The 23,314-nt window shown below is 71.6% G+C and carries 10 protein-coding genes; 4 read left to right on the top strand and 6 right to left on the bottom strand.

What is annotated here, in order from left to right; genetic code table 11:
* Window positions 1–36: 36 nt before the first annotated feature.
* The 6 genes from msrB to IPG72_04605 form a co-directional block, all read right to left on the bottom strand.
* Entirely contained in the window at window positions 37–528 is a 492-nt protein-coding gene (gene msrB, locus IPG72_04630; GenBank protein ID MBK6768306.1) for a peptide-methionine (R)-S-oxide reductase MsrB, read from the bottom strand.
* 148 nt (window positions 529–676) lie between these two features.
* A complete protein-coding gene (locus IPG72_04625; GenBank protein MBK6768305.1) occupies window positions 677–9,349 on the bottom strand; it encodes a glycosyl transferase in 8,673 nt (2,890 codons plus the stop codon).
* Window positions 9,350–9,407: 58 nt separating this feature from the next.
* Complete coding sequence (locus tag IPG72_04620) at window positions 9,408–11,021, bottom strand: hypothetical protein (protein MBK6768304.1); 1,614 nt, start codon at window positions 11,019–11,021, stop codon at window positions 9,408–9,410.
* A 104-nt stretch (window positions 11,022–11,125) separates the two neighbouring features.
* Entirely contained in the window at window positions 11,126–11,572 is a 447-nt protein-coding gene (locus tag IPG72_04615; protein MBK6768303.1) for a type II toxin-antitoxin system VapC family toxin, read from the bottom strand.
* A complete protein-coding gene (locus IPG72_04610; GenBank protein ID MBK6768302.1) occupies window positions 11,569–11,859 on the bottom strand; it encodes a type II toxin-antitoxin system Phd/YefM family antitoxin in 291 nt (96 codons plus the stop codon). The genes IPG72_04615 and IPG72_04610 overlap by 4 nt, the downstream gene beginning before the upstream one ends.
* Window positions 11,860–12,149: 290 nt before the next feature.
* On the bottom strand, window positions 12,150–19,097 hold the full coding sequence (locus tag IPG72_04605) for a VWA domain-containing protein (protein ID MBK6768301.1): 6,948 nt from the start codon (window positions 19,095–19,097) through the stop codon (window positions 12,150–12,152).
* Between the two features lie 401 nt (window positions 19,098–19,498).
* Here IPG72_04605 and IPG72_04600 point away from each other — a divergent pair, with 401 nt between their 5' ends.
* Genes IPG72_04600 through IPG72_04585 form a run of 4 tightly spaced genes read left to right on the top strand, consistent with a single transcriptional unit; the run spans window position 19,499 to window position 23,221 of the window.
* The gene (locus tag IPG72_04600) at window positions 19,499–20,434 is read left to right on the top strand and encodes a zinc ABC transporter substrate-binding protein (GenBank protein ID MBK6768300.1); all 936 of its coding nucleotides are present in this window, start codon (window positions 19,499–19,501) and stop codon (window positions 20,432–20,434) included.
* Window positions 20,431–21,204 carry a metal ABC transporter ATP-binding protein gene (locus tag IPG72_04595; GenBank protein MBK6768299.1) on the top strand — a complete coding sequence of 258 codons (774 nt, stop codon included), beginning with the start codon at window positions 20,431–20,433 and terminating at the stop codon, window positions 21,202–21,204. The genes IPG72_04600 and IPG72_04595 overlap by 4 nt, the downstream gene beginning before the upstream one ends.
* A gap of 14 nt (window positions 21,205–21,218) precedes the next feature.
* Window positions 21,219–22,130: a metal ABC transporter permease gene (locus IPG72_04590; protein ID MBK6768298.1), complete on the top strand. Its 912-nt coding sequence runs from the start codon at window positions 21,219–21,221 to the stop codon at window positions 22,128–22,130.
* A complete protein-coding gene (locus IPG72_04585; GenBank protein ID MBK6768297.1) occupies window positions 22,127–23,221 on the top strand; it encodes a metal ABC transporter permease in 1,095 nt (364 codons plus the stop codon). The genes IPG72_04590 and IPG72_04585 overlap by 4 nt, the downstream gene beginning before the upstream one ends.
* Window positions 23,222–23,314: the final 93 nt, after the last annotated feature.

The raw sequence follows: 23,314 nt of genomic DNA, 5'->3' as shown, positions 1-23,314 counted from the left end.
GATGCACCCGTTGCCGAGGCCCGTCGCCGTGTCCGCCTAGACCTCCGACACCCCGAGGCCAGCCAATGCCCCGTCGTCCACGAACACGAGGGACTCCGAGTTCACGCAGAACCGCAGCCGCGTCGGCGGCGGCCCGTCGGGGAAGACATGGCCGAGGTGGCAGCTGCACCGGGCGCAGAGGATCTCCGAGCGCGACATGCCGTGGCTGCGATCGACCTCGGTGACGACGTTCGCCTCGGCGACGGGCTGGAAGAAGCTCGGCCAGCCCGTGCCGGAGTCGAACTTGGCGCCCGAGCTGAAGAGCGGCAGCGCGCAGCAGACGCAGGCGTAGACGCCGGATCGCTTGTTGTCCAGCAGCGTGCCGCAGAACGGCCGCTCCGTGCCCTTGCCGCGCGCGACCGCGAACTGCTCGGCCGTGAGCTGGGCGCGCCACTCGCCGTCCGTCTTCACGACGCGCGGCACGTCGATCGGGCCGACGAGTTGGCCGCTGCGGTCGAAGACGTGGACGCTGACCCGGTCGTTCGTCATCCGTGGCTCCTCAGAGGGATCGATTCGCCGCCCGCGGCTGGGCGGGCTCACGACCGCCGGGCCGCAGTTCGATTGTAGCGTTTGGCGCGCAACCTGCCCGTGGACCAAGTCGGGTCAGGCAGGGCGCCGAGCCGATCCGATGGGTCCATCACCCCATCACCACCCGCACCTCGTGCCGCCCCCCATCGTCCGTCAGCTCCACCCGCGCCGTCCCTGTGCCCGCCGCCAGCGCCACGCCGTCCACCTCGATCCGCACCACCCCCCGCTGCACGCCGCGCGGGTTCTCCACGGTCACCGCGTAGCGCGACGCCCCGTACCGCAGCGTGATCTCGAACCCCGGCCACTCGCGCGGGATGCACGGATCGATCTCGACGTGCGACCCCCGGACGCGGAAGCCCAGCAGCCACTCGACGCCGGCGCGGTACATCCACGCCGCCGAACCCGTGTACCACGTCCAGCCACCGCGGCCGACGTGCGCCGGCTCGGCGTAGACGTCGGCGGCGACGGCGTACGGCTCGACCTTGTAGCGTTCGACGGCCTCCGGATCGCTCGCCAGGCGGATCGGGCTCAGCATCGTGAACAGCTCGTGCGCCTTGTCGCCCTCCCCGAGCTCGGCAAACGCGATCACGCTCCACAGTGCCGCGTGGGTGTACTGGCCGCCATTCTCGCGAATGCCGGCGGGGTAGGCCTTGATGTAGCCGGGGTCGACGGTCTTCGACGCAATCGCCGTTGCCTCGGTCATTGCATCCGGCGCATCAGCTGTCGACGCAGCCGTCGACGCAGCCCTCACCGCATCCGTCGCCTCACCCGCAGTCGCACCCGCCTCCCCATCCATGAACGGCGGCGTGAACAGAAGCATGAGGCCCACGTCGCGCCGGATGAGCTGTTCTTCGAGGGCCGCCATGGCCTGCCGCGCGCGCTGCGGCTCGGCCGCGCCCGAGATCACCGCCCAGGACTGGGCGATCGAGTCGATCCGGCACTCCGCGTTCTCGGCCGAGCCGAGCGGCGTCCCGTCGTCGAAGAAGGCGCGTCGATACCACCCGCCGTCCCAGCCGTGCACCTCGAGGGCAGTCGTCAGCGCCGCCGCGTGCGCGCGCCAGGCCTCGGCGCGACGCGTGTCACCGCGCCCCTCGGCCACCGGCGCGAACCGGAAGAGCGTCGAGACGAGGAACCACCCCAGCCACACGCTCTCGCCGCGCCCTTCGGCGCCGACCGCGTTCATCCCGTCGTTCCAGTCCCCCGTGCCGATCAGCGGCAGGCCGTGGGCGCCGACGGCCAGGCTGCGGTCGAGCGCGCGTGCGCAGTGCTCGAAGAAGGTGGCCCGCTCATCCGACTCACCGGGCTGAAAGTACGACTCGTGCTGTCCGGGCGCCAAGAGCGGGCCGGAGAGGAAGGACACCGCCTCGTCCAGCAGCGCGCCGTCGCCCGTCGCGTCCAGGAAGTGCGCCGCGGCGTACGGCAGCCAAACGCAGTCGTCCGCGATGCGCGTCCGGACGCCGCGCCCGCCCGGGACGTGCCACCAGTGCTGCACGTCGCCCTCCACGAACTGGCGCGAAGCGGCGCGCAAGAGGTGCGCGCGTGCGATCTGCGGGGCGGCCACGCACAGGGCCATACCGTCCTGGATCTGGTCGCGGAAACCGTATGCCCCCCCGGCCTGGTAGAGCGCGGAGCGGGCCCAGACCCGGCAGGTCAGCGTCTGGTAGAGGAGCCAGCGGTTGAGCAGGACGTCCATCGCCCGATCGGGGGTGCGCACCTGCAGACCGCCCAGGATGTGGTCCCAGTCATCGGCGACGTCTCGCAGCGCGGCCTCGAGGTCGGCGGCCCGGTAGCGCTCGATCAGCCCGGTAGCCTCGCCCTCGCTGGCCGCTTCGCCGAGGACGAACGTGATCACGGTCTGCGCGCCGGCCGACAGCTCGATCGTCGCCTGCAGCGCCGTGCACGGGTCGAGACCCGCGCCCACCCGCCCGGACAGCGGGCCGCCCCGCACGAGGCCGGCCGGCGCGTCGAGTGTGCCGTTGCGGCCGAGGAACTCCGTCCGGTCCCCCGTCCACGATGTCTGCGCACCGCCCAGGTCGGCGAACGCCACGCGTCCGGCGAACTCCGTGTTCCAGGCGTTGCGGGCGAGCACTGCGCCGGTGGCGCCGTCGATGCCGGTGACGATGAACGGCGCGGTGGCGCTGCGCGTCACCCCGAGCACCCACTCGACATACCCCGTCACCGACAGCCGCCGCGGGCGCCCGGATGCGTTCGTGATCGTGAGGCGACTGATCTTGATCGGATCTTCCCGCGGGACGAACACCGCAAGCTCGAGCGCGATGCCGCGGTAGACGTGCTCGAAGCGGCTGTAGCCCTGGCCGTGGCGGGCGACGTAGCGCTGACCGGCTGTGCGGATCGGCAGCGCCGTCGGGCACCAGACGTCGAGCGTCTCCTCGTCGCGGATGTAGATCGCCTCGCCGGGCGGATCGCTCACCGGATCGTTCGCCCACGGCGTGAGCTTGTTCTCGCGACTGTTCAGCGACCACGCATGCCCGGAGCCGGCCTCGGACGCCAGGAAGCCGAAGACCGGGTTGGCGATCACATTGATCCACGGGGCCGGCGTCTGCCGGCCCGCCTCGAGGACCGTGACGTACTCCCGCCCGCCAGCGGCGAAACCGCCGAGGCCGTTGAAGAACTCCAGCGCCGGCCGCGTCCACGCCGCGTCGGCGGACGGATCCGCCTTCGCCCGCCGCGCCGCCGGCACCGGCGCCGGCAACGCCAGCTCGGCCCCCGGCGAGCGCGCGATCTGCTCCGACAACGTCCCGCGGCCGCCCGTCAACACGGCGCGCGCGGCCGCCAGCAGCACGTCGCGCTGGGCCGCCGGCAGCAGGTCGGAGCGCAGGATGAACACGCTGCCTTGGGCACGGTGCCCCTCGGACGGCCCGCTCGACTGGCTCGTGCGCACGAGCGTCTCGATCTGGTGCTGCAGATCCTGGACATAGGATGAAGCTCGATCGTTCAGGATGACGAGGTCGACCGCCAGCTGCTTCAATCGCCAGTACTCATGGGCGCGCAGCAGTTGCCGCACGAGGCCGATGTGCTCGGCTTCGTCGAGCACGGCGAGCACGATCGGCAGATCGCCCGAGATCCCGTGCGCCCACAGGGCCGCCGGCCCGCCTTCGTGGCGGCTCAGCACGTCGGCTGCGGGTCGGAGGGTGCGCCCCGAGTAGAGGATGCGGCGCGCGAGGCTCTGGAAGAGGTGGGCATCGTCGGGACCGATGCCGACGTGATGCATCTGGACCTGGGCCTGCGTCCAGGCCAACGTCGCGGCCCGGTCGAACGTCGCTGGATCGCGATACTTCTCGGCCAGATCGAGCGCCTTCTCGCGCGTCGGTGCGACCAGCGTCGAGAAGGCGACGCGCACGGCGACGCCCGGGCGGAGCCGGACCCGCAGCCGAAGGCTGACGATCGGATCGAGCACCGCGCCGACGGAGCCCGAAAGCGGTTCGTCGCCGTCCATCGCCGCGGGCTGGCGAATGCCGCGGCCGCGGCCGAGGAACCGCGCGCGGTCCGTCTCCCACTGGAGGGCGCCCAGGCGCGTCCCATCGACGGCCGCGACGTGGGCCAGCCAGACGCGGGGCTCGCCGGGTGCTCGCGGCCGGCGCGTCGCGAGCACGGCCTCGAACTCGGGGACGCATTCCGTGTGGACGAAGAGGTTGGAGAACGCCGGGTGCGCGGCGTCGGCCGCCGGCGACGCAAGCACGACCTCGGCGTAGCTCGTCAGCTCGATGTCGCGGGCGCGCGGCCCGAAGTTCGTCAGCGTCACCCTTCGGATCTCGGCGTCGTCCTCCGGGGACACGATGACGTCGAGCGTGGTCGCGATCGCCCCGTCGCGCCGGGCGTACCTGGCACGGTCCTCGGAGAACACGACCTCGTAGCTGTCCGGCTCGGCGCCGCTGGGCTGGTGGCCGACCGACCAGCGCCGGCCGCTGCCGGCGTCGCGCACGAAGATGTGCGTGCCGTACTCGTCGCGCGTGGGGTCCTCGCGCCAGCGGGTCAGCGCGATGTCGCGCCAGCGGCTGTACCCGGCGCCGGCGGCGGTGAGCATGACCGCGTAGCGCCCGTTGGACAGGATGTGCGTCCGGATCGGCCCGTGCGGCGTCGTGAAGCGGCGGACGACGGGCGGGACGTACTCGCGCACGTCGGCCACCGCCGCCACCTCCTCCGCCCGAGGTCGAGCGACGGCGACGTCGCGCGGGGTCCGCTCCTGGAGGAGCAGCTCGGTGGCCTGCACGACGGGTTCGGCGTGGAACCGCCGGCGCATCGCGCCGCCGCACAGGACGTTGGCGATGGCGACGAGCAGCATGCCCTGGTGATGCGCCATGTACGCGCGCACGGCGGTGACGCGTGTCCCCTCCGGCAGCCGGGTGCCGGTGTAGTCGAGGGCCTCGTAGAAGCCGTACGCGCCGCTGGCGCCCGCGTCCGCGAGTCGCCGGAAGTTCTGCACGGCCGCCGCCGGGTCGATCATCGCGGCCAACCCGGTCGCATACGGCGCGATGACGACGTCCTCGGCGAGCCCGCGCCGCAGTCCGAGCCCGGGCACGCCGAAGTTCGAGTACTGATACGTCTGCTCGAGGTCGCGCGCACTGTACGCCGATTCCGAAACCCCCCACGGCACGCCCCGCTCGGCACCGTACGTGATCTGCCGGCGGACGATCAACCGGCCGCTCTGCTCCAACAGGCTGCCGCTGGGCGCGTGCATGACAAGCTCCGGCATCAAGTACTCGAACATCGACCCCGACCACGACACGAGGGCGGAGTCGTGCTCCACCGGCGTGAGCGCCCGGCCGAGGCGGAACCAGTGCCCGACCGGCACGTCGCCCTTGGCGATGGCCACGAAGCTCGTGAGGCGTGCTTCCGAGGCGAGGAGGTCGTAGCGGCCGGGATCGAGGGTCGCGTCATCCACACGGTAGCCGATCGCAAAGAGCTGGCGCACCGGGTCGAACAGGAAGGTGAAGTCCATCTCCGCGACCATCGTCTCCGCGCTGCGGGCGACGACGGCGAGGCGGTGGCTCACGGAGTGGGCAGCGGGCGCCGAAGCGGGCGCGGTCGCCCCCTCCGCCAGATCGCGGCGGTGGCTGGCGATCGTGGCCTCGAGGGCCGCAGCCCACACGAGAACCTCGGCCGTCGCGGGCGGCGCATCGACCTTGACGAGTGCTCTCGCCAGCATCATCACCCCGACGGCATGGCTCGCCAGCTCGGCCAACTGCCCGGCCCACGCCGCCCGAGTCCCGGGCGCGGCACCGGCGACCGCATCCACGGCGTCCAGCGCCTCGCTCAAGCGGCGCACGGCTTTCGTCCTCGGGCGCCTGCCGGTCACCGCGGAACGGGCCGATTCGCGCACCAGGTGCACCGCATCCGCGATCCCGTCGAGCGCGACCTGCCAGTCGACCGGGTCGTCGATCTTCTCCAGGCAGGCGTGCTTGAGCGCGATGAGGTGGCCGGCGAGGTTGCCGCTGTCGACCGACGACACGTAGCGGGGATCGAGCGACCGGCCGTCGGAGGTGTCGTACCAGTTCAAGAAGTGGCCGCGAAATCGCTCGAGCCGGCCCATCGTCGCCAGCGTCTCCTCCAGGCGGTCGATGGCGTCGCGCAGTCCGATCCAGCCGAAGTCGTGTGCGGTCACGGTGGCCAGCAGGTAGAGGCCGAGGTTGGTGGGGGACGTGCGGTGCGCCACGACGGGGTGAGGGTCTTCCTGGAAGTTGTCTGGCGGCAACGCGTTGTCGCCGGGGCCGACGAACGTGGCGAAGAAGCGCCACGTCCGTCGGGCGATCAAGCGCAGCGCCCGCGCGTCGGCGCTCGACAGCGGCTCGGTCCGTGCGGCGGGCGACGGCAGGCTGATGAACCGGGCGACGGCGGGGGAAGCAGTCCAGAGCAGCACGAAGGGCAGCGCGACGGGCAACGCTGCCGGTCGGACGAGGGCGACGGCGGCCGCGGCGGCCAGCGCGAACGCGACGCCGCCGGCCATGCGCTGGTAGAAGCCGCGCAAATCCAGGCGCAGCCCGGTCTTGGCCTGGGCCGCGGTCACCCACTCCAGCAGGTCGCGATGCGTCACGTACACCCGAGTCACCGACCGCGCGATGGCATCGAGCATCAGCCACGCCTGATGCGCGAGCATCGCGATCGTGAGCGCCGTCTGCGCCGCGGCCATCCGCAGGTCCCGACCCGAGGCGCGGGCGTGGCTGCGCTTCGAGAAGCCGTGGCCGCGCGGGACCAGGCCGGCGAGCACCGGCAGGAGCGGCGGGACGCCGATCACCGCGAGGACGAACGCGGTCCACACCGCAGGCACGGCGCCGGGCAGCGTCCAGCCGAGCACGAGGGTCAGGAACGTGGCCGGCGCCGACAACGTGCGACGCAGGTTGTCCACCATCTTCCAGCGCCCGATGACGGGCACGCGCCGCCCGAGGATCCACGGCAGCAGCTGCCAGTCGCCGCGCGCCCAGCGGTGCGTCCGGGCCGCGGCGACGCCGTAGTGCGACGGCGCGCTCTCGAAGAGCTCGATGTCGGTGACGAGGCCGGCGCGGGCAAAGATGCCCTCGAAGAGATCGTGGCTCAGCATCGCGTTTTCGGGCACGCGCCCTGCCATGGCCGATTCGAACGCATCGACGTCGTAGATCCCCTTGCCCGTAAACGAGCCCTCGCCGAACAGGTCCTGGTAGACGTCCGACACCGCCGCCGCGTACGGGTCGATGCCGGCCGGTCCGGACGACTGGCGCTGGAAGAACGAGCCGACCAGGCCGGGCAACGGCGGGGTGACGCGCGGCTGCAACACGCCGTACCCTTCCACGACCCGGCGCGTGTCCGGGTCGAACCGGGGATGGTTGAGCGGGTGCGCCATCGTGCCCACGAGCCGCTTGACAGCCCCCCGCGGCAAGCGCGTGTCCTCGTCGAGCGTGACGACGTAGCGAGTGCCGGGCGGAACGACGGGCGCTGCGCCGGGCGCCAGCGATGCCTCGCCCTCTGCGCCATCCGGCAGGAACGACGTGTCGGTTGCCCCGCGCAGCAGGCGGTTCAGCTCGTGGAGCTTGCCGCGCTTGCGCTCCCAGCCCATCCATGCCCGCTCGCCCGCGTTCCACTGCCGCCGGCGGTGGAAGAGGAGGAAGCGCGGCCCATCGTCGTCCACCGTACCATGCCGCACGTTCAGGCGGGCGATCCCTTCGCGCGCGCACGCCAGGACGTCCTCGTCACCCGGCATACGCTCTGCGGGCGCGTCCGTCCAGTCGGACAGGAGCGCGAAGTGGACGGCGCCGTCTGCGTTGGCCAGGTAGTGCACCTCCAACCGCTCGATCAGCGCCTCGACCTGGTCCGGCCGCGTGAGCAGCGACGGCACGACGACAATCGTCCGCAAGTCCGGCGGCACGCCGCCGCGCAGCTCGAGTCGCGGCAGCGCGCGCGGCCTGACCAGCGACGTGACGTTGCGGTTCAGCAGGGCGATCGCCAGATCGGAGGCCGGGAACGCCGCCGCCAGCGCCAATGCCAGCATCGTCCGGACGCCGGCGTCGTCGGCCATGCCAAGGAGCAGCGGCCCGGTGAGGAGCGCCGCGGTGATCATCGCGATCGTGCCGAGGTATCCGGGCGTGGCGCCGGCGATGTAGGCGCGGATGAGCCGCAGGCCGAGCGGTGCTCGGAAGCCGAGCGCGGTCTCGAAGGCGCGACGGCCGTTGCCCACGAGGTAGTGGCCGGGGTCGGCGCGGCGTGCGTCGGCCGGATCGGCAACCGGATCATTGGCCACCGCCGCGGCCATCACGGCACGGGTGACGTCCTGCTCCGAGCGGCCAGCGCCCCGCGCGAGGTCCTCGATGGCGTGGCGGTAGCTGTCGCGGGTGGCGAAGTCCATCGCCGCGTAGCCGGGCACGGCGCAGAGCACGTCGTCGACCAGGCTGACGGTTTCGAAGAACTCGGACCAGTCGAGCGCGGACATGAGGCCCATGCTCATGATCACGTTGCGGACCGTCACGTTCATCGCGGCCTGCCGCCGGTGCTCGCGGCGCACGATGTCGTCGGGCGTGATCCCTTGCGCCGCCAGCCGCTCGTTCAGCCACAGGAGGGCGGGCATCTCGCCGGGATCGGAATCGCGCAGCCGCTGGACGAGCTGGACCGCAAAGGTGGTCACGAGCGGACGGTCCTCCAGGGACCGGAGCTCCCAGGCAGCCGCCGAGCTTCGGCGTCCGCCGTGCGCCAGCAGATCGTCCGCCAGCGCGTCGGCCGCCTGACGCAGCGCTCGGCCCCGGACGATGCTCTCCGTCAGGCGCCGGAGGTTCTCGACGAGCACGACCCTCAGCGTGATGGCGATCGCCCAGAGCTCGCCGATCGTCAGCGGCTGGACGCGCTGGTACGCCTGCACGAACCGGCGGAGCGCATCCGGATCGAACCGGCTGTCCGTGTGCGCCACGAACGCCCAGGCGATGCCGTAGACGCGCGGGTAGCCCTGATGGGGGCCGTCGGCCAGCTTGGGCAGCTCGTTGTAGAAGCCGACAGGCAGGTCGTCACGGATCTCGCGCAGCTGCTCGTCCACGATGTGGAAGTTGTCGACGAGCCACTCGGCGGCCGGCGTGATCGCCCGTTCCTCGCGAATCACGCGCGCGATCTCGCGGTACCCGTCGCGCAGCACGCGTGCGTTGTCCTGGACCCGCGGCAGCAGGGCTCGCCCCTTGCCCCGCTTGGCGAGCACGCTCTGCGCCTCCGCCAAGCTCTCGGCGTGCTGCTCGAGGCGCTCGATGCCGAAAAGCTCGGCGCGGATGGGCGGTTCGATGGGCTTGGATGCGAGTTCAAGGAAGGGGGGCACACCGCAACGGTATCCGGTTGCGGCCCCGCGGTCTAGGCGGACGGTGCGTGGCTACGTGCTATCGCCCAGGCGAGGGCACCCGCCGAATCACAAACGCGCCGAACAGCGGCAACTGCGACACCGGCGCCTTCGTCGAGCCGATGGCCTGCGCGAACGTGTGGCCGGTCATCGGCACCGCGATCGTCCCGCCGCCGTCGTACGTCCGGGTGATCCGGTCGTTGAAGTAGTCCATCGCGTGGATGATCTCGTACCGGTCGCCGGGACGGAGCCCGAGCGCGGTCGCGTCGACATCGACGGCGTCGGCGCCGCTCCAGTTGTAGATGGCGACGTGCGCGCGTCCGGGCTCGTACTTGTTCGGGCGCACGAAGACCTCGACGCCCGTCGTCGGTACGTCCTGGGCGTAGACGTTGTGCGGATGATCCTCCGGGCGGAAGCCCGTGCCGGTGATGAACGGCAGCGCGGTGCCGCCCAGGATCGTGTTGTGGACGATCACGGCGTTCGTATACGGTCCGGTGACCCGCAGTTGTCCCAGCAGGTGGTTGTCCTCGAGGCGCATGTCCACCGCGCCGTAGTTGGGTCCGAACGCGTTGCAGGCGGGCGTCGTCGTCGTGTTCCCGGCGTACGTGTAGTTGTGGCGCACCACCAGGTTGCGCGTCGGCGCCTTCGGGTTGTTCCCGACGACGAAGAAGTTGAACTTGCGGCTGGCATTCTCCGAGAGCGAGCCGCCGTTGAAGGCGATGTTGCCCTCGAACTCGAAGTTGTCGACGAACTGGTTCGTCGACCACACCCGGATGTTCATGCCGTATTGGCTGAAGAAGATGTTGTCGTGGATCTTCTTCACGCTCGGCGCCTTGTTCTGGGTATAGATGCCGTGCCCATGGCCGCCGTTGGGTTCATCCCAGCCGTTGTGGTACACGAGAGAGCCGTACAGCTCGGCGTCGGTGGCGGTGGTCCAGAGGTCGATCCCGTCGGCCATGTCGTGCAGGATCATGTTGATGAACTTCACGTCGGGCGCCGTGCAGTAGATGTACGACCGGGACGGCGTGCGCACCGGGGCGGAGCTCATCACCTCCAGCCCCCAGAACCACGTGTGGCTGCAGTTCTGCACGAACAGCGCAACCTGGTTGCCCTCGCCGTCGATCGTGACCCGCTCATCGTTGTGGTTGCGGAAGACGATGGGGTCGGTGGCCGTCCCGTGCGTGCCGCAGGTGAACGAGATGCGCCCGAGGGACGGGTCCGTGATGTGCGTGCCGCTGTACGTTCCGCCGCGGAGCCAGACGACGTCGCCCGGCTTGAGTGATGCGGGTTGGCTGAGCGCCTGCTGCAGGGTCCACGGAGCGTTGAGCGATCCGTCGCCGGAGCCGGTGGCGGTGGTGGACACGTAGTGCGCGGGCCGTGCTTCGCCGGGCGGCTGCGTAGGCTGCGGTGTGGGCGGTGGCGTCGGGAGAGGCGGAGTCGTCGGGGCCGTCGGCGGGGTTGGGTACGCAGCGAAGCGGCCGGCGTTCAACACGCCGGGCAGGTAGGCGATCCCGACCACGCCGTCGTCGGTGCCGACGCTGACGCCGGCTTCGGCTCCGGGCGCGGCCGGCGCCAGCAGCAATACCGAGATGAGGATGGCGATCGGGGATGGGGACAGCATGCGGTTCTGTGGTGCGATGGCGGCCACGTTCATGGGTGTCTGAACGGCGCGTTGGCGGGTGGTTGGCACGGGAACAGGATCGCGATGATCGCCTGGATCGTCACTCTTTGCCGGATAGAACGGTCCGGGCGCACGACTCAAGGGCGCGCGGCAAGTCGTTCCAACGCTTCAGCGGGCGTGAGGGTGGGGACGGACCGTGGCGCGCGACTGCGCTGTTCGTTGTCTAGGGAGATGAGGTCGGCGCCGACCATGTGCGCCAGCGCGACGTAGATCGCGTCGCAGCCGCGCAGGCGCTGGTCGGCGGCCAGGCGAGCGGATAGCTTCGCCAACGGCTCGTCGACCGGAACGAGATTGGCGCCAGGCCAGTCGCCGACGGCACCCAGTTGCTGAACGATGTCCAGGGGGTCAGCTTCCTGACGCGCAAGGGCGGCGGCCATCTCGGGCAGGATGATCGCCGGAACGTACAGGCTGGCCCCGTTTTCGACGAGGATCTCGAGCAGCGATCGGGCGTCCGCATGGAACGCCTCGCCGGCGCGCGCTGCGGCGATGAAGACGCTCGCGTCGATGACGAACGACGTGTTCACAGGACGCGTCGCTGTTCAGCGACCATTTCGGCGGCTGTCATGTCGGTGCGAATGCTGGCACCGATCCTGGCAGCCAGGAGATCCCAACGCTCCCAGAACGCCGGATCCAATGGCTTGCGTCTGTTCGACCGCTCAACGTCCAGCCCGTCCAGCGATGCGTCCACCGGCCGGATGACGGCCACCGGCCGCCCGCGGTAGGTGACCACGTACTCCGCGTGATCCTCCCGCACGGCGCGGATCACTTCGGACGCGTCGTTCTTCAGTTCGCGCACGCCGACGTAGTTCATGAGCGCCTCCCGTGTCGTTGTGGCCACAGATGTGGCCACATACTAGCACGTGGAGGAGCCGGTTCCCAAGGTCCAACGATGCCGCGCCGGTGTCGCGTTGCGCCGGCCATGTATAGATCAGCGCCCGGACCTGTCCAGATCCGGGCGCCCATCCCACCGATTCCGTTGTCCTCATCCTATCGCATTGTCCCTGTCCGACCGCGGAACGTCACGGATCCGGAACCCCTCCCCCAGCATTGGAGGAGGGGTCGGCGCGCTAACGCCGGGGCCGGGGGCCGCACGCCCCCGCCCTACGGCCACTCCAACTTACACGGGATCTCAAACGCAATCTGCCCATAAATCGCCGCCAGATCCGCCGTATCCGGCGCGCTGTAGAACCACTCCGGCTTCGTCGCCACGTCGCGCATCAGCGCCACGTCGATCGACGTGCCGAGGCCGATCGTGTAGACGAGCATCCCGGCGCCCTTGGCCCGCACGGCCGCCACGCGCACCTCGTCGGGCGTCGCGCCGGTGGGCTCGCCGTCCGTGAGAAGGATGATCACCGGGGTGTTGGACGCCTTGCGCTCGGGCACGGACAGCGCGCCTGCGGCCGCATCCAACCCGAGGTCGATCCGCGTGCCGTTGTCCTGGGTCAGCAGCGCCAGCCCGGCGATCGCCGGCGCACCGCCGTCGGACAGCGGCACGACGACGCGGGCCGCGTTGTTGAACTGCACCAGCGTCGCCTGATCACGCCCCGCCACGAGCTGGCCGAGGAACGTGCGCGCCGCGTCCGTGGCCGCCTGGAGCTTCGTCGGCCCGCCCGGCGACGTCGTCTCGCTCATCGAGCCCGACGTGTCGATGACGAGCGCGATGTCGACGGACTTCGTCTCGGGCTTGCACGGCTGCATCTTCAGCAGGATCGGCAGGTAGATCGGCACGGGCACGCCGGTCGGGCGCGGCGTGGCCGTGGGTTCGGGCGTCAGCGTCCGGGTCGGCGTCGGGGTCTTCGTGGGCGGCGGCTCGCCGTAGACGCGGACGCGCGGGATCGGGTAGCGGACCTCGTTCTTGTGGTCCCAGCCGTCCGCAGTGACGTCGGCCCGGGCCTCGATGTTCGTCGGCCACTCGCCCTCTTCGCTCGGGCGGACCTCGAAGCTGAACAGTGAGGTCGAGATCGGAAGGTTCAGCAGGTTCCACGTGAGCGTGCGGGCCGCGGCGTCCCACGTGGCGGGGGGGTCGGCGCTGTCCGGCACGTAGACCATGTTGGCCGGCAGCTTGTCGACGAGCGCGCCGGACTTCACGAGGTACGCCGGCCGGTAGCGTTCCAGCATCCGGCGGTGGACCGGCCGGCCGGCGCCCATGGCGCGCGGCAGGACCTGGATGTCGTCGAAGAGGTCGCCGGACGCCACCGGGCTGGATTCGTTGACCGTGATGACCAACACGCCCGCCGCGCGCAGACTGTCGGCCAGGGCGACCGCGGCAGGATCATCCGTGGGCGGCAGGTTCGGGTTCGTCGTCGCGGGCGGTTCGGGGGACACGAGGACGATCACGCGCCGGCGTGTCGCGCTCTGGGCGTCGAAGAGGTCACTGGCCGTCTTCAGGCCGGCGTAGTTGCGCGACGGCACTCCGTTGTCGGCGCGCGGGTTGCGCAGGCCGCGCACGACCTTGTAGCTGTCGTTCGTCAGCGACTGCTCCACGACACCGCTCTTGGAATAGCTCACGACGCCGAGGCGGTGGCGGTCGAGGTCCGTCAGCGCCGCGATCTGGCGGGCGGAGCGGACGCTGTTCGCCAGCGTCCGCCCGGGATCGTCGCCCAGCGTGCCGCCGAACGTGTTGATCGCCAGCACGATGTCCGCCGGCTGCTCCTGGAAGCCGCAGCTGCCGAGGATCGTCAGGAAGACCTTCAGCTTGTCCCCCAGGAGCACGTCCGTCGGCGCGGCGTACTTGTCGCCCAGCAGGTTGCACGTGCCGCCCTGCAGCACCTCGTCCTCCGTGCCGGGCTCGGGCGCGAAGACCGTCACCTGGTTCGCCAGGTTGTCGACGGTGTAGACCCAGCCATCCCCGTCGACCGTCAGGTCGACCTGCGACACCGGCGAGACGCCCTGGTGCGGCATGCCCTCGAAGCGGCTGAGAATCGCGCCGTCGGCGGCCATCCGGACGACATGGCCGTACACCGTCATCACGTAGATCTCGCCGTTCGGCCCGCCGGCCACGCGCCAGCTGTCCTTGGGCGTCGCGACCATCGCGATGTCCTTGAGGTCCGCGCCGAGCACCTTCACGCGGTCGTTCAGGGTGTCAAGGACGTAGATCCGACCGTCCGGGCCGGCATCGACATCCGCCCAGATCACGTCGATGTCCTCGCCCGGCAGCTCCACGATCTCCTTGCGGCCGCGGAAGCCGAGCTTGTAGGCATACAGGCGGTACTCGATCTGCTCGATGCCGCGCGTCCAGGGCGCGGTGTGGACGCGCGCCAGCAACACGAACTGATCCAGCGTCGGCTCGTGCGCCACGGCCGCCGCGCCCTCGAGCTCGGTCGGCAATGTCGTCTCCCACTGCTTTTCGAAGTAGGGATAGACCTGGCAGCGCGGCGTCTGGAAGGCGCTGCAATAGCGCTTCGTAACCGCCTTGCCGTAGGCGACGATCGGGCGCTGGCTGATCACGCGGAACGTGCCGTCGTAGTTCCGGCGGACGCGCTGGTAGGCGCCGAAGCCCATCACGTGGTGGTCCGTTCCCTGGGCGATCGAGAGGTCCGGCTGGAGGGCGAACCGCTCGGCATCGCCCGGCGAGCTCTGGAAGCCGAGCGTGTCGACGACGGTGCCGTTCGGGGCGCGCTCCTGGAGCGCAACCGCGTCCGTGAGCGACAGGTTGCCGTTCGGCATCGTGCTCAGGCGCACCGGGCCGTTGATCAGCCCCTCGGCCGCCGCGCCGAGCGGGTTGCGGCCGCGCCAGAAGCGGTCGACGATGTCATATCCGTTGTCCGTGAAGCGGACCACGGCCGGCCAGGTCTCGTTGAACGCGTCCAGGCGGTCCGTGTCGTAGACGGCCACGGCGTAGAAGAGCCCCGCCGACAGGTTCGCGGCCCGCAACGTGATGCCGTACAGGTCGGAGCCGGTCAGGTTGCCGGGCACGGAGCGGTTGTAGTCGTCATCCACGAACAGGCAGCGGTTGACGAGAATCCGGCCCGGCCCGAGCGTGATCATCCGCAGGCTCGAGCACCCGAGGCCGCCGTACATCCGCGTGGCGAAGTTCACCGTCTTCACGCGCCGCCAGCCCGTCCCGTCGTCCCGGAACAGCCGCAGCCGCTGTCCGTTCAGGTCCCCGACGTACAGGGTCCCGTCCGCCGGATCGAGCGCGATGTCGGCCATCGTCCGGAACTGGTCGTCCTCGCGGTCGCCGAACGTCAGGAAGCGCTCGATCTCGGCGCCGTCGGACGCCAGGTGGCGGATCGCGCCTGCCAGGCGGTCGGCCACCCATAGCGTGCCGTCGGGCAGCGGGACGATACCGACCGCGTGGATGTTCGGCCAGGCGTCCATGAACGTCCCGTCCAGGCCATAGAGGAGCAGCCGGTCGCTGGCCTGGTCGGAGACGTAGACACGGCCGAGACCGCTGTCGACGGCCATCGCCCCGGCCTGCCCGAGGCGCTCCGGCCCGCGGCCGAGGTTGCCGAACGCGGCCAGCCACTTGCCCTTGGCATCCATCCGCATGACGCGGTTGTTCGTGCGGTCCAGGAGATAGACGGTCGCGTCGTCCGCCACCTCGACGTCGATCACGCCGCCCATCACGTCCTGCGGCACCGCCTGCGGGATCGGCCACTGTTCGACGAAGGCGTAGCGCGCCCGGCCCGTCGGCGGGTCGACGCGCGGGCGGGGCGTAGGCGTGGCGCCGGCGCCCGGTCCGGGCGGCGTCGGGATCGTGCTCGGCCGCCCGCCGGCCGTCGACCAGAGCTCGCCGCCGTGCGCCGTGTTCACCGTGCCGACGAAGAGGCGATCGGACCAGACGGCCAGGCTGCGCGCGCCGTACACGTCGGCGTTGTTCGGGTCACCGAAGCCGTCGAGCGCCACGGGCTCCCAGCGCAGGCCGTCGGGTGCGCGCCAGACCTGCGTGCCCTCGGCATTGCCGACGGCGACGTAGAGGAAGTGGAACGGCGGCGGATCGAACGCGGCGAACGAGACACGGCCCGCGTTGCCCGGATCGGCGATGCCGCCGGACGCCACCTGCTCCCAGTCCGTGCCGTCGCACAGCGCGCAGCGCCAGATCTCGATCGCCGTGCCGACGCCCTCCAGACGGTCGTCGCCACCGACCGCGGCATAGAGATAGTTGTCGTACGGCGCCAGCGCGCCGACGCAGCCGCGCCGCGACCCCTCGACGGCGAACGTGCCGGCGGAGGCCCAGCTCTGCCCGTTGGCGCTCCGGACGACGTCGATGCCCGAGCCCGCCCCGTCCGCTCGCTCCCAGCCGCAGCTGGAGGCGTAGAGCGTGCCGCTCATCGCCGCCATCGCGGTGATCCCGTAGCGCGGCGTGGTGGCGACGCGCGCGAGAACGCGCGTCCAGCTGCCGGCCGCCCCGGTGGCCGAGCGGTAGATCAGCCCGCCGCCCGTCGGGTCGGGCGCGAAGTCGCCGTCGATGTCGGTATCGCCCATCAAGCCGCTCGTGCCGGCGTACAGCTGACCGTTGAACGCGAACACCGCGCTCACGCCGGCGTTCGTCTTGTCGCCCAGCCCGCCCGCGACGGCCCGCGACCACTGGCTGCCGTCCGCGCTCGACCAGAGCTCACCGCCGTCGCTCGCCCAGACGTCCGGCTGGCCGAAGGTGCCGGGCACATCGATGCGCGCGTTCAGCGTGCCGGCCCAGAGCTTGTCGCCAAAGATCGCCAGATCCGTCACGGCGCGGTTGCCCGCGTCGCCCAGGCCGCCGTCCGCGACCTTGCTCCATGCCGTCGCCCCCGCCTGCCGGCGCCAGATCGCGGCGCCGCCGTCGTCCGACGTCCCGGCGACGAGCGCACCATTGTAGTCCGCCAGCGCGCTGACGCCCGCCACGTCGCGCGCCCCGAAGCCGTTCACGCTGCCGGCCGTCCACGGCTCGACGGCGGGCGTGAATCGCTGCAGGCGGTGGTTGTCGCGGTCGGCGACGATCAGGCCGCCCGCGGCGTCGACCGCCAGGCCGAGCGGGGTGCGGAAGGCGCCGTTGCCGCTGCCGCCGACGCCGCCGATCGTCGTCAGGTATGCGCCGGCCTTGTCGAAGACCTGGACGCGCTCGTTGCCGGTGTCCGCCACGAACAGGACGTCGCCCGGCCCGATGGCCAGGCGGCGCGGGGCGTCGAAGCGGTCGAACGCATCGCCGGCCGTGTTCGTCTGGCCGAGAACGCGGATCAGGTTGTAGGCCGCGTCGTACACCGCGACGAACTGGCGCACCGCATCGGCGACGTACACCCGGCCCGCGCTGTCGAACGCGGCATCCGTCGGCGCGGCGTAGTCCACGCCGCTGAGGCCGCGCAGCGTCATGACGACGTTGCCGCCGGCGTCGAAGATCTGGACGCGGGCGTTGCCGGTGTCGGCCACCGCCAAGCGTCCATCCGCCGCGGCGCCGATGCCCTCGGGCCGATCGAACTGCCCCTGGCCCGTTCCCGGGCCACCGATCGTGCCGACCTGGGCGCCGTCGGCGGCGGCGAAGATCCGCACCCGCATCCCGCCGCGCTCGACGACGGCCGCGTTGCCGGCGGCCGTGATCGCGACGTCGGCGGGGTCATCCAGGTGCGTCCCGTCCGCGCCGGACACGCCGGGTTCGCCGGTCGTCCAGCGCGCGGCATCGTCCGCGCCGAGCTTGAGGATCCGCTGGCCGGCGCCCTCGACGACGTAGCGCATCCCGTCGGCGGCGACGGCCACGCCCTCGGGGCCATTGAAGTGGGCGTCGTCCGTCAGGTAGGGCACATCGATCGAGCCGAAGACCACGCCGAAGATCCGCGGCGTGATCGCCGTGCGGCGCCAGACGACGTGGCGGTCGGGGTCGGAGACGTAGAGGTTGCCCGTGCCGTCGACGGCCACATCCGTGATCCGCCGCATCGGCGACGCGTCCGTGCCGCATGCGCCGGGCGTGCCGATGTCCTCCCAGTGCGTCCGCTCGAGGCGCCGGAAGACGCTGACGCGGCAGTTCGTGCCGTCCGCGACGTACACGAACTGGTTGTCGGCGGCCACGCCCGTCGGGCCGTCGAGCTGCCCCACCGCGGCGCCGCGGCCGCTGCCGTAGCTGCGGACGAGCTTCACGTCGAACAGGTCCGTCACATCCAGCGCCACCACTCGATGGTTGCCGGCGTCGGCCACGTACAGCAGGCCGTCGGTGCCGAACGACAGCCGTCCGGGCCGGTTGAAGTGCGCGCCGTCGGCGCCTGGCGTGCCGGTCTCGCCGAGCGTGGCAAGGACGCCGAAACCGAGGCCGTACACCTGGATCCGGTGGTTCGCCGTGTCGGCCACGAACGCGTTGCCGTCCGCGTCGACCGCGACGCCGCCGGGGCTGCTCAGGTGGTCGTCATCCGTGCCGGCCTCGCCCGGCGTGCCGAGCACCTGGCGATAGCCGTTCACGCGGTCGACGACGATCACGTCGTGCATGGCGCGGTCGACGAGCCAGACGATCTCCTCGCCGGGGGGCGGCGTGGCTTGCGCGAGGTCGGCGGGGGCGGGTTGGGCGTCGGAGCCGAACGGTGCGTCGGGCGCGAACGCGAGGACGGGATTCGGTTCGGCTGGGCTGACGGAGCCGGGCGCGGTCGCACCGTCGTTCGTCGCGGACGACGCACCGTTGTCGACAGGTCGAGTCGCATCGAAGCCGTCGAGCGGCCGGCCGGGGCGGCGCGGGGTCGGCGTCGGGACGCCGCCCGTCGGCGTTGCGGTCGGCGGCTGCGTCGGGCGGAACCACGTGTCGGCGTCCACGATCTCGCCGACCGGCGGCTCGTCGTTCAGGCCGGCGACATCGCCGGCGCGGCCGATCTCGGCCAGGTAGCGGCCGCCGGACGAGAACTTCACGGCCCGGCGACCGATGCCGTCCGCCACCCAGAGGTCGTCGCCGCGCGCGCCCAGGCCGGCCGGGCCGGACAGCTGGGCCGCGCTCCGATACCACGGCACGCCGGGCTCGCCGACCGTGCCGGCGTACTGCAGCGCGTACACGGCGCCCGGGTCCTGCGCCGCGGCGCGGGCGGCCAGACCGATGCCGACGGCTGCGGCGGCGGCGATGACGAGACGGCGGTGGACCGGGCGCAGCAGGGTGCGGTTCATCGGGCGAGGCTCCTGAGGGATCGGTGATGGTCGAAGCGTGCGATGGCGCAAAAACGACGGCGTTGGCCTACGCATGGACACAACCCCGGGATTCGACACAGGTTTGCCAGGCGGCGGTTGGAATCTCGGATGCGCGCCGAACGAGAACGGGGCGCCCAGACGGTCGCCGGTTCGTGGCAGCAGTGTACGCGACAAAGTCATGCGACGACGGGGTTGGGCTGGCGACCACCTGAGCGCCCGTGATGGGTATGAACAACCGACGGGAGGAAACGGCGACATTCTATGTCGCAAGCTCGATTCGATCGATCCGCGGCCAGGGGGACCAACCGCCGGACAGGTGCTCCATGCCGTACAATCCTGCCGCCCCCTGCGCCACGCCCGGGCACCGTCAAGGGACAACGATGAACCGAACGTTCGCCGTAGGAATCGGGGTGCTCGCCGCGGTGGCCGCCGGCTGCGTGCCCGCCGCCCCACGCGCCACGGACGACGTGACGGCGCGGCCGCTGCGCGTGACGACGACCGTCGGCATGATCACCGATGCGGTGCGCGAGGTCGGCGGCGCGCGCGTGGCGGTGACCGGACTGATGGGCCCGGGCATCGACCCCCACCTCTACAAGCCGACGGCCAGCGACGTGATCGCCCTCGGCGATGCCGACCTCATCCTGTACGGCGGGTTGCACCTGGAAGGGCGGATGGTCGAGCTCTTCGAGCACATCGCCGACGGCGGCACCGCGACCGTGGCGGTCACGCGCGACATCCCGCCGGGCTCGCTGCGGCACCCGCCGGCGTTCGAGGGCGCGCCCGACCCGCACGTGTGGTTCGATGTGGCGCTGTGGCAGTCGGCCGTTCACACGATCGCCGCCGCACTCGCGGCGCGGGATCCCGGATCGACGGCGCTGTACACGGCGAATCGCGACCGTTACATGGCCGAACTCGAGGCGCTCGATGCATGGGTCGACGGACAGGCGAACACCGTCCCGACGGCCCAGCGCATCCTGATCACCGCCCACGACGCCTTCGGCTACTTCGGCGACCGCTACGGCTTCGACGTGCGCGGCATCCAGGGAATCAGCACGGCGTCGGAGGCCAGCGCATCGGACATCCAGTCGCTGGCCGATTTGATCGCCGAGCGCCAACTGAAAGCGGTGTTCGTCGAGTCCAGCGTGCCGCCGGCGACGGTCGAGGCGCTGAAGGCCGCCGTCGCCAGCCGCGGCTGGCGGGTGGCGATCGGCCCGGCGCTCTTCTCGGACGCGCTCGGCGAGCCGGGCGCACCCGCCGGCACATACGTCGGCATGGTCCGCCACAACGTGACGGCAATCGTGGAGGCGCTGCGATGATGAACGCGGAACGGGTCGACGCGGCGCCGATCGACGGTGCACCACCCCTCGAGATCGCCGACCTGACCGTCGCCTACCGCGAACGGCCCGTGCTGTGGGACATCGACCTCACCGTGCCGAAGGGCGTGCTGGCCGCAGTCGTCGGGCCGAACGGCGCCGGCAAGTCGACGCTGATCAAGGCGGTGCTGGACCTGATCCCGCGCGCCGCCGGAACGATCCGGGTGTTCGGCCAGCCGTACGCCGACGTCCGGCGCCGCGTGGGCTACGTGCCGCAGCGCACGAGCGTGGACTGGGACTTCCCGACGGACGCGCTGGACGTCGTGCTCATGGGTACGTACGGCAAGCTGGGCTGGATCCGCCGTCCCGGGCGCGCCGAAGTCGCCACGGCGCTTGCCTGCCTCGACCAGGTCGGGATGGCGGACTTCGCCCGGCGGCAGATCAGCCAACTGTCCGGCGGCCAGCAGCAGCGCGTCTTCCTGGCCCGCGCCCTGGCCCAGGACGCCGACCTCTACCTGATGGACGAGCCGTTCGTCGGCGTGGACGCCACGACGGAGCGCTCGATCGTCGAGCTGCTGCACGCGCTGAAGGCGCAGGGCCGAACGGTGCTGTGCGTCCACCACGACCTCGATTCGGCGCCCGACTACTTCGACCACCTCGTCCTGCTGAACGTCCGGCTGATCGCCGACGGCCCGTTCGCCGCCGCGTTCACGCAGGCGAACCTGATGAAGGCGTACGGCGGCCGGACGCACGCGTTCAAGCACGGGGCGTGAGCACGGTGGCCGAACTGCTGCACGACCTCGTGTTCGACTACACGCTGCGCACGATCGCCCTCGGCGCGGCCGTGCTCGGCGTCTCGAGCGGCGTGCTCGGCACGTTCGCCGTGCTCCGCCGCCAGAGCCTGCTCGGCGACGCGCTGGCGCACGCGGCCCTGCCGGGGATCTGCCTGGCGTACATGGCCACCGGCTCCAAGGCGCCGGTCGTGCTGATGGTCGGCGCCGGGGTGGCCGGCTGGCTGGGCGCGCTGCTCCTGCTGAAGATCGTCGCCACGACCTCGCTCGACGAGGACGCGGCGCTCGGGATCGTGCTGGCGACGTTCTTCGGGTTCGGCATCGTCCTGCTCACGGTCATGCAGAAGCGACCGGACGCGGGCCAGGCCGGGCTGGACAAGTTCCTGTTCGGCCAGGCCGCGGCGCTCGTCGGCGCGCAGGTGGCCGTGACCGCCCTGCTCGGAACGGCGGCCATCGCCGTCGTCGTCGTGTTCTACAAGGAGCTGAAGGTCCTGTGCTTCGACCCGAGCTTCGCGCGCAGCACCGGCCTCGCACCGCGTTGGCTGGAGGTCCTCGTCACGTCGCTCGTCGTCGTCGCCGTCGTCATCGGCCTGCAGACCGTGGGCGTGGTGCTGATGGCTTCGATGCTCGTCGGGCCGGTCGTCGCGGCGCGGCAGTGGTCCGATCGCCTGGCCATCGTTCTCGTCCTGGCCGGCGCGATCGGCGCGGGCTCCGGCGTCGCGGGCGCCGTCGTAAGCGTCGCCGCCGACCGCGTGCCGACGGGGCCGGCGATCATCCTCAGCCTGACGGCCGTCGCGCTCCTGTCGATCCTGTTCGCGCCGCGGCGCGGCGTCGTGCCGGATGCGGTCCGGCGGCGCCGGCGCGGGCTCGCCGCGCCGGTCGAGGTCGAGGCGGAGGCGGCCCGATGAGCTACGGTCTGGCGATGGTCCTGACCGGCGCCGGCGTCGCCGTGGCGTGCGGCGTCCTTGGCACGTTCCTCGTCCTGCGCCGGATGGCGATGGTGGCGGACGCGATCAGCCACGCGATCCTGCCCGGCCTCGTCGCCGGCTACTGGCTGGCCAACGGCCCGAGCCTGGCCGCCGGCCTGCTCGGCGCCGTCGCGGCCGCGCTGCTCATGGTCGGCTTCGTCGAGCTCCTCACGCGCTCCGGTCTCGTCGCCGGCGATGCGGCGATCGGCGTCGCCTTTCCGGCCCTCTTCGCGCTCGGGACGGTGCTCATCACGCGCCACTTCAGCGGCGTCCACCTGGATGCCGACGCGATCCTGTACGGCAACATCGAGTTCGCCGGCCTCGACGTCTGGCGCGTCGGCGGCCGCGTCCTCGGCCCGCGGCCGGTGTGGGTCGGCGCCGGGCTGGCGCTGGCGAACACGGCGCTCGTCGTCGCGCTGTTCAAGGAGCTGAAGGTCAGCACGTTCGATCCCGGCCTGGCGGCGACGGTCGGCCTGTCGCCTGCCGCGGTGCAGATCGCGTTGATGACCGCCGTGGCGTTCACCGCCGCCGGCGCCTTCTCGGCCGTCGGCGCCGTGCTGGCCGTCGCCTTCTTCATCGTCCCCGCCGCCACCGCCTACCTCTGGACGGACCGCCTCCCGCGGATGGTCGCGCTCTCCGCCGCGTTCGGCGCCGCCAGCGCCGGCCTCGGCTTCACCGCCGCCGTCCGCGCCGACACGTCCGTGGCCGGCGCGATGGCGTGCGCCGCCGGCGTCCTGTTCGGCCTGAGCTGGCTCTTCGCCCCCAAGGCCGGCCTCGTGCCGCGCGCCCGCCAGCTCGCCCGCCAACGCCTCCAATTCGCCGCCGAAACGCTGGCCGTCCACCTGATGACGCACACCGGCACCCCCGCGGAAGCCGAGGAGTGCACGCTGTCCCACCTGGGCGAGCACCTGCGCTGGAACGACACATGGGCCACCGCCGTCGTGGCGGAGGCGGTGCGCCGCGGTTGGGCGGTGCGGGACGGGGAGCGGCTGCGGGTGACGGAGGCGGGGCGGGGGGTGGCGGTGGTGTGACGAAGCGGTTCGCCGCGTTGCTGCGGATCACGACAACGAATCGCCCGACCCAGATGCAACCCACGACGGCCTGACAACGATCACCCGCGTAGG

The sequence above is a fragment of the Candidatus Avedoeria danica genome (assembly GCA_016703025.1).
Classification (GTDB): domain Bacteria; phylum Chloroflexota; class Anaerolineae; order Epilineales; family Epilineaceae; genus Avedoeria; species Avedoeria danica.
This window is presented reverse-complemented; position numbering and strand designations above follow the sequence as displayed.